The 15976-nt window shown below is 55.9% G+C and carries 8 protein-coding genes and 1 pseudogene; 2 read left to right on the top strand and 7 right to left on the bottom strand.

The features are described from left to right. Positions 1-96: 96 nt before the first annotated feature. The 4 genes from BV494_RS22025 to BV494_RS22010 form a co-directional block, all read right to left on the bottom strand. Positions 97-615 (bottom strand): hypothetical protein, encoded by a 519-nt coding sequence (locus BV494_RS22025; RefSeq protein WP_226790125.1) that lies wholly within the window; start codon positions 613-615, stop codon positions 97-99. A 182-nt stretch (positions 616-797) separates the two neighbouring features. Further along, positions 798-9338, bottom strand: a complete 8541-nt coding sequence (locus tag BV494_RS22020) for a GH36-type glycosyl hydrolase domain-containing protein (RefSeq protein ID WP_439958400.1) — start codon at positions 9336-9338, stop codon at positions 798-800. Positions 9339-9611: 273 nt separating this feature from the next. Then, on the bottom strand, positions 9612-11048 hold the full coding sequence (locus BV494_RS22015) for a glycoside hydrolase family 1 protein (RefSeq protein WP_104924950.1): 1437 nt from the start codon (positions 11046-11048) through the stop codon (positions 9612-9614). A gap of 19 nt (positions 11049-11067) precedes the next feature. Next, positions 11068-11997 carry a nucleoside recognition domain-containing protein gene (locus BV494_RS22010; RefSeq protein WP_104924949.1) on the bottom strand — a complete coding sequence of 310 codons (930 nt, stop codon included), beginning with the start codon at positions 11995-11997 and terminating at the stop codon, positions 11068-11070. 179 nt (positions 11998-12176) lie between these two features. Here BV494_RS22010 and BV494_RS22005 point away from each other — a divergent pair, with 179 nt between their 5' ends. Further along, the gene (locus BV494_RS22005; RefSeq protein ID WP_104924948.1) at positions 12177-12584 is read left to right on the top strand and encodes a GFA family protein; all 408 of its coding nucleotides are present in this window, start codon (positions 12177-12179) and stop codon (positions 12582-12584) included. Positions 12585-12674: 90 nt separating this feature from the next. Here BV494_RS22005 and BV494_RS22000 read toward each other — a convergent pair whose 3' ends face one another. After that, complete coding sequence (locus BV494_RS22000; RefSeq protein WP_104924947.1) at positions 12675-13040, bottom strand: YebG family protein; 366 nt, start codon at positions 13038-13040, stop codon at positions 12675-12677. 160 nt (positions 13041-13200) lie between these two features. Between BV494_RS22000 and BV494_RS21995 the strand changes: the two genes are divergently transcribed. Then, positions 13201-13677 (top strand): GNAT family N-acetyltransferase, encoded by a 477-nt coding sequence (locus BV494_RS21995; protein ID WP_226790124.1) that lies wholly within the window; start codon positions 13201-13203, stop codon positions 13675-13677. 7 nt (positions 13678-13684) lie between these two features. Here the strand turns inward: BV494_RS21995 and BV494_RS21990 are convergent, their stop codons facing one another. Next, positions 13685-14167, bottom strand: coding sequence for a DUF1003 domain-containing protein (locus BV494_RS21990; RefSeq protein ID WP_104924945.1), 483 nt, complete (start codon positions 14165-14167; stop codon positions 13685-13687). 146 nt (positions 14168-14313) lie between these two features. After that, positions 14314-15906, bottom strand: a pseudogene (locus BV494_RS21985) (alpha,alpha-trehalase); the annotation flags it as partial. Between the last annotated feature and the right edge of the window lie 70 nt (positions 15907-15976).

Genomic DNA, 15976 nt, shown 5'->3' with positions numbered 1-15976 from the left:
TATGAATGTCTTCGGAGCTCACTATAGGGAGTCAAAATGAATGACACTTCGGTTGTCAGCGAAATGTTGATGTTGGGACGTTTGCGGACTGATTTCCTACCTGAAACTCCACTGCACGCTCACGACAAACACTGACGGGAGGATGATCCCGGTTTCTACACCGAAGTAGCTGGTGAAGTTGTACTGAAGCGCATGGTAGATATACGGGGAGAATCCGATGCCGGTGACTTTTTTGAAGTCCTCATAGGAACCGTCGTCGCCGCAGTGCTTGAAGGCGTCAAAAAAGAATTCGCCAGTGTAACCGTAAACGCCTTTAAATACCCAGTTGGAATCCCCTTGTATCCAGTCCCTGCGCAACCCGAGTGCGATACACCGGTCACCGAAGCTGTTATTCATGGTGCCCACCAGGACGCTGTATTTAGAATCTTCGGAGAATTTTCGTTCTACAGACATGAATTTATTATCGAAAAATTCGTTGTATTGTCCGTAGTTACCGGTCAGATGGTATACAAAAGAGCCGGTGTTGAAGGAGTATAAATTGATTTCATCTGCGTGGATGCTTGCGGTGACGAGGAATAAGAAAAAACACAGAACCTGGCTTGATTTTTTTAGCATTTAGACAATCTCTTTGATTATAAAGATGTAATTTTATCTAAAAAATTAAAATCATTGATATGAGCGTGATCAGGCTCATAAAAAATATTCTAAGACAGGATCTGTGTTTGCACAAAAAAACCACGCGAAAATCCCGGACACAGACCCTGTGCCTGCGCCGGGAATTTACTCATACAGACAATTTATTCGTTTTCAGCCGCCCTCCCCAGCTCAACCTCAACGTGATGATCCTGCCCGTCGTCGGTCAGCGGGATCTGATCATTTTCCAGCAGATTCCCGTCCAGCGTGACACGATAATCCCCCGAACTTTTGCGGACGGTCATCAGATAGCGGCTCGAGCCCTGCTGGTAAGTGACGCTGATTTCCGGCCAGTTTTCGGGAAGCTGGCTGCGAACAGATATCGTGTCGCCCCGGCGCGTGATGCCCAGTAGCGATTCGGTGATCAGACGATATGTCCACCCGGCGGAACCGGTATACCAGCTCCAGCCACCGCGCCCGCTGTGTGGCGCGACCGAGTAGATATCGGCTGAAATGACGTAAGGTTCGGCTTTGTATCGTCCGACAGCGTCTGCGGTCAGGCTATGATTGATCGGATTAATCATCGCCATCAGTTCCCACGCCCGTTCGATATTGCCCTGTTTCGCAAAGGCCATCACCGCCCAGATTGCACCGTGCGTGTACTGGCCGCCGTTCTCGCGAACGCCCGGCAGATAACCGCGAATGTAGCCGGGGTTCGGGCCGTTGCCGTCGAAAGGTGGCGTCAGCAGTTTGATCAAACCGGCGTCGTCATCGACAAGGTATTTATCCACCGATTGCATGGCGCTGGCGGTGCGTTCAGGCGTTCCCGCACCGGAAAGTACCGACCAGCTTTGGGCAATGGCGTCGATCTGGCACTCCTTGTTGACGTGGGAACCGAGCGTCTCTCCATCGTCGAAGTATCCGCGCAAATACCATTCACCGTCCCACGCGTGATCGTTGAGATTTTGCTTAAGCAGCGCTGATTGTTCACGACACAGTGCGGCGACGCCAGCGTCCTGACGTTCTTCCGCCAGCGCGCCATAACGTTGCAGCACGTCATAGAGGAAGAAGCCCAGCCAGACACTTTCCCCGCGTCCGCCCAGCCCGACCAGATTCATGCCATCGTTCCAGTCGCCCGCGCCCATCAGCGGCAGGCCGTGCTCGCCCATTTTCAGCCCGTATTTAAGCGCTCGCACGCCGTGCTGCCACAGGGTTTCCTGCGTAGTGCTGACCACCGGTTGTTCGTAGAAAGATTCCTCGCCGGGTGCCAGCAGACGCGCTTCAAGGTACGGCACGGATTCTTGCGCAATGGCGTGATCGCCGGTCACCGCTATGTAATGACTGATTGCCAGCGGCAGCCACAGGTAATCGTCGGAGCAGCGCGTCCGGACGCCATTGCCGGTCGGCGGATGCCACCAGTGCTGAACGTCGCCTTCAATAAACTGCCGCGAGGCGCACAGCAGGATCTGATCGCGCATCCGTTGTGGCGCGGCGTGCGTCAGCGCCAGCGTATCCTGCAACTGATCGCGGAAACCAAACGCCCCGCCGGACTGGTAATACCCGCTGCGCGCCAGTATGCGGCTGGCAAGGGTCTGATAAATCAGCCAGCCGTTGGTCAGCAAATCGACGGACTTATCCGGCGTGGTGATCTGAATTTTATCCAGCACCTGATGCCAGTGATGATGAACGCGATCCAGCTCGGCCTGCGCCGCACCTTCGTGGAAGAACTGATGGATCAGCGCTTCGGCGTCTCCTGCGTTTTGCCCGAGACCCAGTGCGAAAATAAAGGTGCGCTGATCGCCGTCAATCAGCGTGGTCGCCGACTGCACCGCGCCGCAAGGGTCAAACATCGCACCGGTTTTATCCGACAGACGCTGATTTTTCATCGCAGCGGGCGCGGCGGTGGAGCCCGTCCTTCCGAGGAATTCACGGCGATCGCCGCTCACGGAGCAATGCGCACCGGTGACAGCAAAAAACGCGGTGCGCGGTGAGCCGTTGCTGGTGTAGTGATTGGTCGCCAGCACGCCGCAGCCCTGCACGACGTGCGCCGCCGAGGTGACAATATGCATGGCGGATTTCACCCGCAAGTCGGCCATCACCCACTCGACATAACCGGTCACTGACAGCCTGCGTGGCCTGCCGGACACGTTCGTCAGCGTCAGCATGACCAGTTTGACCGGCGCGTGCTCCGCGACCAGGACTGTCATTTCGCTGCTGATCCCGCGTTCGGTATGCTCGAAGACGCTGTAACCAAAGCCGTGCCGCGTCACGTAACCGCCGGGGCCGCGAACCGGCAAGGGCGCCGGAGACCAGACGCTGCCGGTCTCTTCATCGCGCAGATAAAACGCTTCGCCGGAACTGTCGCTCACCGGGTCGTTTTCCCACGGCGTCAGGCGGTATTCATGGGCATTTTCATACCAGGTATAGGCCTGACCGCTTTCTGAAATCACCGAACCAAAACCGGCATTGGCGAGTACGTTCGACCACGGCGCAGGCGTGTTTTCGCCTTCGTTGAGCACAATCTGATATTCACGGCCATCAGGGGAGAATCCGCCGTGTCCGTTGAAATACGTCAGGTCACGCGTTACAGCGGCGACGGGCTGGCTGTCCCTGAGTGTGCGCACCGGCAACAGGGCGGGCAGAGAGACATGCGGTGGCTGCATCCGCTGATTCAGCTGATCCGCCAGCGTTCCGCGACGGTCGTCGATCACCACGCGGGCGACGCTCATCAGCAGCGTGCGATCGTCCTGCGTCATCTGTTCGCCATTACGGACAAAAATGCCGCCCGGAATATCGGTCTGGCTGGAACCCGCGCCGGACGCCACCAGGCTGAGTATCTGATTTTGCAGCGCCTGCTGATAGCCGCCGGAATCATTACACAGAATGACCAGATCGACTTTCAGCCCTTTCAGCCGCCAGTAATGATGCGCACGGATCAGCAACGTCACCAGCCCGATATTTTCATTGCTGGTCATCGTCAGCAGAACGATTGGCAGGTCGCCGGAGAGCGATTGCCCCCACAATCCGGATTGCCCGCGGCGGTTCGCGCTCACGGCCTGCGCATCACCGCGCATTTCCTGACTGGCAAAAATAATGGCACCGGCCAGCCGGTTAAACAGCCCGGCATCTTCCTCGGTGGCATTCAGCTGGCGCAGCACCACCTGACTGTGCGACCAGGTGATTTCAAATACCCGATCAGCAATATGGTGATCGCGGTATTTTTCCATCAGCGCCAGACTTTGCAGGCGGGTGTCCGCAATCCCGTAAACCATATCGATGATCACCGGCACGCCGGGTTTGAGGCGGATGCGCTGGCGGATGGCCATCACCGGATCCAGCACCGCACCGGCGCTGTTACTCAGCGCCCCCGCCCGGCGCAGGGCCTGCGGATTTGAGGCCGTATTGCCACGGCCGATAAACTGCGCACGATCGGTTTCGAACGACGTTTCCCGCTCAACGGCACCGTGGATCGCCATCATATGGAACATCCACGGGCACTGTTCTTCAGGCTCACGCGGGCGGCGATGACATAAAATCCCTTCCTGTGCGGGCATCAGTTCGGTCTGCACAAACAGGTTGCTGAACGCCGGATGCGCCGCGTCATTGGCGGCCGGAGCCAGTACGACTTCAGCGTAAGTGGTGATTTCCAGCTCACGGGCATGGCGGCCATGATGCGTGACCGTCATCCGGCGGATTTCAACATCATCCTCCGGTGATACCACGATATGCGTTTGCGTGCTCAGCGAGCCGTGAGTCCGTCTGAACTCAGCGCCGGCATCGGTCAGCACGGCGTGATAGGTGCCCTTCTGCTTGCCGAGCGGCTGCCACGTATTGCTGGTGACGGTGCCGGATTCCGGGTCACTCAGATAACAGAAAATACCCCTGTGATCGCGCGTTGCATCTTCCCGCCAGCGGGTCAGCGTCAGGTCTTTCCAGCGGGTGACGCTGCCGCCCGCCTGCGTCACCATCAGATGATAATTCGTATTGGAAAGCAGCTGAACTTCCGGTGCCGGACTGTCGGCGTTGCTGAATTCACGCAGTTCGATATTCACTTTTTGCAGCGTGCTGTCGTGCGATTCAAAGTGACGGCGCGGGCTGTAAAGTTCTACGGCGTCCGGCACGCGTTCCTGCAACAACAGTCGCGCAGACTGGAATGCCGCATTCGCCGCAAAGCGCGCGTTCATGGGTGCATCGAGCAGCACATTCGCCAGCGCCAGAAAACCCATGCCCTGATGGTGGGCCATGTACGAGCGCACCACGATATAAATCTGCCCGCGGATCAGGCGCGACGGCGTGTAATCGAGCGCATCATAAAATCCGTATTCCCCGCGAGCGCCGCGATTTTCCAGCTCTACCAGATTGAGACAGGCTTCCTGCGGCCGGATCATCAGCGCCATCAGCGTGGCGTACGGTGCCACCACCATGTCTTCGGCAAGGCCGCGTTTCAGCCCGAGGCCGGGCACGCCAAACGCGTGATACTGGTAATTCTGGTTGAGATCAAACGCGGCATAGGCGGATTCAGAAATGCCCCACGGCACCTTTTTCTCCCTGCCCCAGGCGATTTGCCGGTCAACGGCGGTCTGGCACATTTGTACCAGCAGCGTGTCCGGATACGCGGGCATGACCAGTTGCGGCATCAGGTATTCAAACATCGAACCGCTCCACGACATCAGCGACGGTTGTTTGTCGATGACGGTGAACAAGCGTCCCAGCGCGAACCAGCTTTTTTGCGGTAACTGATTGGTGGCGATGGTGACGTAGTTGGTGAGGCGAATTTCCGACGGCAGCAGATCGTATTTCCCGCTGTCCATTTTATGCGCGTCGCAGTTGTAACCGACGGTCAGCAGATGGGTGCTTTTGTCATACAGGAACTGGAAATCCATGTGCGCGTGGTCGTTCAGGCGTTTTTCCAGCTCACGGATAATGTCCAGACGCTGACGCGCCAGCCCGACAGCGCGGGATAAATCCGGCTCCGTTTGCGCATCCTGCTGCGCCAGCCATTGCAACGAAGGCAATACGCCGCTTTGCACCTCCGGCGAAAACGCGCCATAAAACTCGGTCCACTCGTCCAGACCGGCGTCAATCTGTGCGGCCAGACGTTGCAGCCAGACGGTATCGGCAGATGTGAGCAGCGCGCGCATTTCCCGCAAAGGATCCAGCGCCTGCACGTTTGCCGTTTGCGGCATCAGCTGGCGGATTTTGACCAGCAGCGGTGATGACGTCTGCTTTTCTGCCATTTGCAGGGTATCTTCCAGCCCGGTCAGCCAGCGTCCGATGTCCGTCGCGGGCTGCGTGCGCCACAGGCGTAAACCGGTGCTCAGCGTCAGCAGATGCCCGGCCAGATTGCCGCTGTCCACGCTGGAAATGTAGCGCGGATTCAGCGGTTCCAGCGTGCGTGTGTCGTACCAGTTATAAAGATGACCGCGATAATGCTCGAGTTTATCGAGCGTATCCAGCGTCAGGCTGGTGCGTTCCAGCACCTCTTTTTGCGTGAGATAACCAAAATCCCACGCGGTAATATTGGCCAGCAACGACAGGCCAATATTGGTGGGCGATGTGCGGTGGGCAATCGTCGGTTGCGGGATTTCCTGGAAATTATCCGGCGGCAGCCAGTTTTCAGTTTCATTGACGAAATCTTCAAAGAAAGCCCAGGTCTGGCGTGCCGTCTGGCGCAGGAAGTTGTGTTGCAGAATATTGAAATCCGTCACCTGGCGTTTTGCGGGCTGACTGAGCCAGCACAGAATGCGTGGCGCAAGAAACCACAGAATACCCAGCGGCAGCGCGAACGCCAGCAGCGGCGGATGGGAATACGCGGCCACCATGGTCACCGCCACACCGGCCAGCGGATTGGCCCACATCCGGCGATAAAAATACTCCGGTGAATGCGCCCGGTTTTGCGCACTGATGCTTACGCTCGCCCATTCGTGCAATTTGCGATGGCTGACGTTCAGCCGCCAGAGTGTGAGTAAAATCGCCTGCACGGAGTAAACGGCTTCGTGCGGCAACGTCATCAGGTGCAGGACAATCCGCGACACCCGGCTGACGGTGGCCGAAAACACGCTTTTGAGATGAGGGATCAGCGCGCGGCGCGGGCCTTTATTGAGCAGGTCCAGCACCAGCGCCACCAGCGCGGGGAACAGCAGCATAAAGCTGATCAATCCGAACCAGTAAAGCTTGTTGGGCACCAGAATCAGCGTGCTGAAAATGAGGATTAATAAGGCGGGCGCGACCAGACTGCGGCGCAGGTTATCAAACAGTTTCCAGCGTGAAAGCAATGTCAGCGGATTGCGGGCGCGCTGACCGTCTTCCTGCGTCACCCGCAAACCGAGCCAGTTCAGCAATTGCCAGTCACCGCGTATCCAGCGGGTTTTACGCGCCACATCCGCCAGATAATGGTCAGGATATTGCTCGTACAGCACCACATCGCTGAGCATCCCGGAGCGGGCGTAACAGCCTTCCAGCAAGTCGTGGCTGAGCACCAGATTTTCCGGGCAGGTGTTTTCTGTGGCCTGCATAAAGACATCCACGTCGTAAATGCCCTTTCCGACAAACGAGCCTTCACCGAAGAGATCCTGATAGATATCGGACGACATGGACGAATACGGATCGTTTCCCGGCACGCTGCTGCACAACGCGGCGTAACGCCCCTGCCCGTTTTCCGGGATTTCTTCCGCCAGCCGTGGCTGGAGAATGGCGTAACCGGAAATCACCCGCTGAAGTTCTTCGCTGTACACCGGATGATTCAGCGGATGCGCCATGGCGGCCACCAGCTGATGCGCCGTTGCGCGCGGCAGAACCGTGTCGCTGTCGAGCGTGATCACGTATTTCACCTGACGCAGATGTGCCTGCGTACTGCCTTCAATCAGCGAGAACGGCTGGGCCTGCTCACGCAGCCAGCGATTCAGCGCGTTCAGCTTGCCGCGTTTACGCTCGTAACCCATCCACACGCCTTGCTGCGGATTCATTTCACTGTCGCGATGTAAAAGCGTAAACCGCGCGCCTTCCGTGTCGGGATAACGGCGGTTCAGCGATTGGATCTGCCGGGTGGCGTGGATCAGCAGGTCGTCATTTTTGGGATTGTCGCGCTGGTCGCTGTCGTGAAAATCACTCAGCAGCGCGAAATTAAGATGCGCCGACACATTGCCGAGATAACAGACTTCGAGGCTGTTAATCAGCGCGTCGATATTATTTTTACTGCCTAGCAGACAGGGGATCACCACCAGCGTGCTGGCGCTTTGCGGGATGCCCCCGGCAAATTCCAGACGCGGTAACGGCTGTGGCGTTCGGCTGCGGGTGGTGATTTCGCTGAGCAGATTCAGGGCAAACTGGCTGGCGACCAGCACCACCGGAACCAGAAGCGCCCACCACACCCAGTGCAGAGGCGGATTTTCCGAACGGTAAAGCGCATGAGCGGTCACGGCGGTGGTTAGCAGCAACAGACTGCCGAGCCATGACAGCAGCGGTGTCTGACTCAGTCTGGCGCGTATGCGGGTGATCAGGGAAAAACGGGCGTTAAGATCTTTCTCCAGCGCTTTACGCCCGGCATCAATCAGATAGTAGCCGACGTGTTGTTGCTGATAGGGACCGGTTGTCTCACGGGCTAAAGCCACGGCACGGGCGGCAACAAAGGGTTCATCGTGGCGCGAATTTCGCGAAAGTCGTTCAATCTGATGGCGGTAATTGTCGCGGGTATCAAAATGCATCTGCGGGTAAATACCGGCAGGATCGCCCTGCAACGTCTGCTCGACCACGCTGAGATTTTCAGCAAAGTCTGCCCAGTCCATTTCGGTCAGCTGGCGTAATCCCATAATGCTGTTGCTGACAGAAAGCTGGTTGGCGGCCAGTTGCTGGTTAAATTTGTCAATTACTTCACGCTGCGTCAGCCCGACTTCGCTCAGGCGCTGTTCCACCCAGGTCAGCGGCAGTGCCAGCATGGAGCCATGTCCTTGCAGGCGGCGCACCAGTTCGGCGACAAACGCGCTGGTCCGCGGCGGATTGGTACGCGCCATATCGGCGATAATAATGATCTGGCTGGACGGATCGTTTTCGGCGCTGTCCTGCAATTTATTGACCCAATAATCGGCCAGATTGCGTTCCTGCTGGGCATTCGCCACTTCAATACTGACACGACGCAGATTCTCGATTAATGCCAGGCGCAGCATACCGGGAAAAGCCCACAGTTCGCCGAGCGTCAGCGGTTTCACGCTCTGGTAAGTGGTGAAAAATCGGGTGAGCGTGGTGATATCCAGCAGTCCGTCGCTGTGGCTGACGACCTCGGTGGCGATATCATAAATACGTGGGCAGAAATGCGGCGCGCCGAGTGGCGGAAGGCCCTTACCGAAGTTTTTCGGCAGCAACTGACGCACCAGGCGGATTTGTTCTTCAATCAGATAAAAGTTATCGAGCAGCCATTCCCCGGCGGGCGTAATACTCGCTTTCTCGCCGTTGCTTAAAATCAGGCAACTTCGGGTCAGGACTTTTTCATTATCATCAAGGCGTTTGAGCAGGTAATACGGGAGTTTTTTACCGGAGAGTTTGTGCGAGAGGGCCAGTTTTCCGCCGTAGCGTTCCATCTGATCCGCCGAGAAAAGCTCCGTGCGGATCGGCACTGGCTGTTCCCGCGTGCTGGCGCGATGACGCCCGGTAAGGGAGATTACAGGCGGTGCCCGTTTGCTTTTAAACCAGTCAATGACAGTCTTTTTCACATCAACATACCTTACGGGGACCCGAGAAGGCAGTTGCCTGAGCTGCGATAAGAGTGCACGTAAAAAGAAGAAAGGGTAAAGGTCAGGGAGGCGAAACGGCTTATCGCCCTGTGCGGGCAATACTTTTCATACTAGCCTGTTTACCGGATTTCAGTGGGTTTATTTTCGCCAGCGGGGAGTGCGAGGCCTGAATTCGTTATTAAAATGGGTTGTTAAAAAGATTCAGGCGGATCTCTCCGCCCGAATTTTTCGACCAATTTTTAGATCACCGTTTTAGCGGATATCTTCGCCGTTGGTGGCGATCACTTTCTGATACCAGTGGAAAGATTTTTTCTTGTAACGGTTGCCGGTGCCGGAGATTTTGTCATCGAGATCGACATAAATCAGCCCGTAGCGTTTGCTCATCTCACCGGTGGACATACTCACCAGATCGATACAGCCCCACGGCGTGTAACCCATCAGATCCACGCCGTCCTCAATGGCTTCTGCCATCGCAGCAATATGCTGGCGCAGATAGTTGATGCGGTAATCATCGGCGATAACGTGGTTTTCATCCGGTTTATCGACGGCACCTAAACCATTCTCAACAATGAACAGCGGCTTTTCGTAGCGGTCGTAAAGCTGATTCAGCGCGATACGCAGGCCAACCGGATCGATTTCCCAGCCCCAGTCGCTGGCTTCGAGGAACGGGTTACGCGCGCCGCCGAGCAGGTTGCCCTGGGCAGACACCGCGTCGGGATTGGTTTTATTGATGGTCGAAGACATGTAATAGCTAAAACCAATGTAATCCACCGTGTGCTGTTTGATCAGTTCCAGATCGCCCGGCTGGATATCCAGCGCAACGCCCTGCGATGCCCACAAACGTTTGGCGTAGTACGGATATTTCCCGCCTGCCTGCACGTCCGCGCAGTAGAAGTTAAACGCCTGTGACTCTTTAAGGGTTTCGAGCTGGTTCACCGGATTACAATCGTAAGCGTAATTGGTGGCAAACAGGATCATGCAGCCGATCTGAATCTGCGCATTGGTTTCGTGGGCAATTTTGACCGCCAGGCTGCTGGCGACAAACTGGTTATGCCATGCCTGGAATTTAGCCTGCGCTTCCAGCGCGCCGGTTTTTACCGTCAGCCCCTGGCTCATGATCGGGAAATGCGCCGCACTGTTGATCTCGTTAAAGGTCATCCAGTATTTCACCTTATGACCAAAGCGCGTCAGCACTGTGCGGGCAAAACGCTCGAAGTGACCAATCAGTTCGCGGTTTTTCCAGCCACCAAATTCGGTCGCCAGATGCAGCGGCATTTCGTAATGGGAAATTGTGATTACCGGCTCGATGCCGTGCGCGATACAGGCGTCGATCACCTTGTCATAGTGCGCCAGACCGGCTTCGTTCGGCTGTTGCTCGATGCCGTTCGGATAGATGCGCGTCCAGGCGATAGAGAAGCGGTAACATTTGAAACCCATTTCCGCAAACAGGGCGATATCTTCTTCGAAACGATGGTAGTGATCGATGCCCTTGTGGTTCGGATAGGTGTGTTTTGCGGTATCCAGCGTGAAATCAAATTCCGGTGAAGAAACAATGCGTAACCGGTCTTTACCGCCGGGGATAGCATCGACAATCGACAGCCCTTTGCCATCCTGATCGTATGCCCCTTCCACCTGATTGGCCGCCGTTGCGCCGCCCCACATAAAGCCTTGCGGAAACTTCTCTTTCATAAAAAACTCCCTTGAACAGTCAAAATACCCATGCGTGAATAATGCTGCGAATGAGGATGCCGATTATCGCGCCCGGCAGCGCATAACGGAACAACCGGACAAAACGGCTGGCGATCCCCAGAAAAATACCGATACCGGGTAAATCGAGCGTCTGAATCAGAAAACCGCTGGACGCATTCACCTGCTGCGGGGAAAACAGCCCGCGGTGAATCAGGTCGGACACTACGCCGTAATACGCCGTGCCGCCCGCAAGCATTTTGGTCAGCGCGGGCAAAACGTACACCTCTGAAATACTGAAATAGCCTAACACCGGCCCCAGCACACGGGTCAGAAACTCAATCGCGCCGGCTTCTTTTAAAATGCCGACGACGGTCAGCGAGAGGATCAGCATCGGCACAGAACCCAGCGCCAGACGAATAGCGTCAGAACCCGCGCCGTTGATAATCGCGATCAACCCTTTGTTAGCCTTATCTTCCAGCGGATTGCCTTCCCGCTCCAGCGCGGTGGCCGACAGGCGTCGCCCAAAAATATAATACGTCGCACTGGCCGCGCCAAGGCCACCCACAATCGAAATAATAATCGCCGCGCCCCAGTGCAGGCCGTAAGGAATGAGCGGATAAAACACGTTGCCCTGCCCCATGGCGAAAAGCATCGCCAGCGTGGCGGCGAGATGGCGGTCGGACGTGCCTCTTTTTTCCATCAGCGCCAGTGATGCCAGCGGTGCGGCGAAACTCACAAAATTCAGCTGGATCAGGGCAAACACCGCCATGCCCGTGACGCCAAACGGGCGTAAAACCGGCGTCACCAGCCGGACAATCCCGTCGAGAACGCCACGAACTTCCAGATACTTCATGATGATCAGCATAACCACCATGATTGGGATCAGCGTGTAAAGCGCCACGTTAACTGAGGCTTTCCCCGCCGAGAGGATGATCCCGATAATGTCCATTACCCGCTCCGCAAAAATAAATTGCCAGTAACATACCCCCAACCTGACTTCCTGTCATGCGGTTGAGCAATGATAAAAAAGCGTCTAACGTAACTGAACGCCTGTCAGCTTCGATGAAAACATTCAACACGGTGAACCGGCTAGCCCGCTCATTCGCCGGACAATCTCAGGAGATTTCCATGTCAGATAAAGTGTCTGCCCAGTGCCATTGCGGTTCGGTTGTCTTCAGCGCCGTACTGACCGATGGCTATAACAACGTACTTCGCTGCAATTGTTCATTCTGCCGTATGCGTGGCGCGGTCGTCGTCCCGGCTCAGGAAGTGGAGGTGATCAAGGGCAAGGACAAACTTACCGAATACCGGTTTAACACCGGTGAAGCCGCCCATTTCTTCTGTTCGGTTTGCGGGATTTACACTTTCCATCAGCGACGCTCGAATCCTGAATTCTACGGCGTTAATGTCGCCTGCATTGAAGGCGTATCACCGTTTGATTTCCCGGTGGTCAGCGTCAGCGACGGTATTAATCATCCGAAAGATGGCGGAAAAGGCGGTGTGGCGGGATATCTTCGTTACGAGCCGAAGTCTTGAGGATTGGTGTCTTGTGGAATCGCATTAATAAAGGGGCACGCCGGTTATTGCCGGTGCGTGCCCTTTCTGACGTTCTTTATGACAAAGAAGTCAGGCGGCTTTCACTGCGCGCGGTTTTTTCGGTGCTGGCGTTGCTTCTGCTTCTGCGGGTTCGGCATGTTCAGCCGTTTCAGGCTCTGCGGTTTCTTCAGCCGCTTCTTCAACGACGACCGCTGCGACTTCCGGCAATTTACTGGTGCGCAGAATATGCTGAACGGCGTCTTTTTGCTCGGCGAGGTGCAGCGCAATGTTTTCCGCCAGCGCTTCGTCAATTTCCAACCCGCTCTGCGATAACCACTCGGTGAAGGTATCTGCCATATCGAGCATCTTGTCGTAAGCGTCCGCATCTTTTTTATTGGCAAATGTCATTTTCTCTTCACCTTTTCTGACGACAACAAATTTTGTTTCAACAGCCATGACTCGCTCCTTATACTGTAATTATATACAGCATATTAATGATGAGTGCAGGATACATCATTCAGCCCGCTTTTTACAGCCCGTCTGTATGAAATCCCGACCGGTCTGCGCTACATTCGTACGGTGATCATTAAAACAACCCAAATTCATGGAGAACACAGTGACAGCAACCGACGACTGCCAGTGGATCAAAGGCACATTTCATATCACCACGGATAAAACGGTACTCGATATCCCGGCAATTCATCGTTACCTGACCCGCTCAACGTGGGCCGCCGGAATCGATGAACAGACGGTTCGCGATTCTGTCGAACACAGCCTGAACTTTGGGTTGTTTGACGGTGAAAAGCAAATTGGTTTCGCCCGGTTTATTACCGACTACGCCACCTTTGCCTACCTGTGCGACGTCTATGTGCTTGAGGAATATCAGGGGAAAAACCTCGGCGGCTGGCTGGTGGAATGCTGCCAGTCGCATCCGGTTTGCGCGCGCCTGCGCCGCATGATGCTGTTTACCACCACCGCCCCCTGGTTGTATGAAAAATTCGGTTATGAACCGGTCAACCGGCCGGATTATGCGTGGGCGATAACCCGGCCTGATATCTATTTGAAAAAGGATGATTTGAAGAACGAGGCGTAGCTTTTCTTTAACGGCTGGCGAGCTGCGTTGTCAGGGTTTCAATCCGTTCAGCCAGCTCTTTGGTCAGTGAGGTTAACGCGATGTTCTGGTGAACCAGAATCAGCAACTGCGCGGAATTTTCCTCAGCGACGGTCTGACGTTTTGCCATCGCCTCATCCAGGTCTTCCCGGTGTTGGGCATCCGTCAGTGCATGCGCCAGATCGCGCTCGGCCTGACGGGTTTGTGCCAGCAGAATCAGCGGCGCGGCGTAAGCGGCCTGCAAGCTGAAAGCCAGATTCAGAAGAATAAACGGATACGGGTCAAATTTGGACAGTCCGGAAATATTCAGGTAGATCCAGACGGCGACGATCAGCGTCTGCGCGATCAGGAACGTTGGCGTGCCGAAAAACCGGGCGAAGGCTTCTGCTTTCAGGGCAAACCATTGTTCACCAAACGTATGGCTGTGGCCTTTCAGCGGGCGATAAAAACGAAATTTTTTAACGGGTTGCATCGTGTCTGCTCTCATGTGTTGGAGAAAATTTCCTGCGGCGGATTTTACTCTATCCCTAATTCGCCGCATCCCAAAGCTGTGAGAGTCCCGCCAGCATTAACATAACGTCAACGAAACGATTGTTTCTGCACTGGCGCGTCAGACCTTTACTCGTAATTCTCGCCATACAGCCCGATCAGACGGCGGACGACGCCGTTGGTCCAGCCGAAACCGTCCTGAAGCGGATACTCGCCGCCGCCGCCTTCGCGCGCGGCGCTGCCGGAGATGTGATATTTCTCAATCAGCTTGTGATGCTTCTGATAAAACTGATTCACCGTTCTCAGCCAGCTGCGGGCAATTTCATCACCCAGCGCATCGTTGCCGTACAGTTTGAAACCCTGGATCGCCATCCATTGCAGCGGTGCCCAGCCGTTAGGTTTGTCCCATTGTTCACCGGTTTCAACCTCTGTCGCCAGCAAACCACCGGAGGTCAGCAGGCGTTCGCGCACCACGGCGGCGACGCTTTCAGCCTGGGTGTGGGTGGCGAGCCCGACAAACAGCGGCACCACGCTGGCGGCGGAAAACCGCGCCCGCTGCTGACGGTGCCAGTCATAATCACGGAAACACCCTTCTTCGTCATCCCACAGATAACGGGTAATGGCGTCGCGGCGAACCTCGGCTTTATGCCGGAACAGGGCCTGCGTTTCACGGTTGCCTTTCAGGCCGGCGATATTCGAAATGGCGCTTTCCAGCTTGTACAGAAACGCGTTGAGATCGACCGGAATAAACTGCGTGGTGCGGATACTCGCCAGTCTGTCCGGATCGCGCAGCCAGCGTGAGGAATAATCCCAGCCGGAGGCCGCACCGGCGCGCAGATCACGGTAAACCTCATTGGCCGGACGGCTCGAAAGCTTGGCTGTTTCCACATCTTCGCGCCACGATTCATCGCGCGGCGTATCCCTGTCGTCCCAGTAACGGTTCAGCAGCGCGCCGTCTGGCAAACAAACGACGTGACGGTAGGCCTGATTGGGCATCAGTGATCCTGCGCCGTCCATCCAGAATGCGTACTCTTTCAGCAGATGATCCAGATAACGCCGCGCCCCGCGCACGCCGTCCTCTTCGAACAGTTCAACCATCAGCGCAAACACCGGCGGCTGCGAGCGGCTGAGATAATACGTCCGGTTGCCGTTGGGAATATGCCCGTACATCTCAATCATCCAGGCGAAGTTATCCGCCATGGTGCGCAGCAAATCGTTGCGGCCGCTTTCCGCCAGCCCCAGCATGGTGAAGTAGGAATCCCAGTAATAGGTCTCGCTGAAACGCCCGCCCGGCACAATATACGCCTGCGGCAACGGCAGTAATGACGACCACGGCACATGGTCTTCCGGCTGGCGCGTCAGCACGGGCCAGAGTTTATCGATGTGCTCTGTCAGGGAATCGCCCGGATCGCTGACGTATTCATCGCCGTGATGTGCCGGTAACGAAAAATGCGCATCCACAAAGCGTTGCAGGTTAAAACCGGGATGATTTTTTATCCGGCGGTAGCGCAGGAGAATATCCAGCGGATCCATTTTCGGCGCGCAGTCGGGGAACGTTTTACTGTCTTCAAACAGGCGCGACGACTGCACGGCGGTGAACAGTTCCATGTAACGGTCTGCGGGCGTTAAGGCATCGGACGGCGGTAGCCCTTCGATCATTTCCGGTTCCGGCTCGGCGTCCATCATCCGGTCGAGAATCAGCTCAATCGGTTCCAGTTCGGGGAATTCATGACTCTTTAATTTAGCGTTTTGCATATGCGGTAAGCCTCTGCATTGCGTTAAAAAATGACAC

This window comes from Rahnella sikkimica (assembly GCF_002951615.1).
GTDB lineage: Bacteria > Pseudomonadota > Gammaproteobacteria > Enterobacterales > Enterobacteriaceae > Rahnella > Rahnella sikkimica.
Note: the sequence above shows the minus strand (reverse complement) of the source record. Positions and strands in the feature narration are given on the sequence as shown.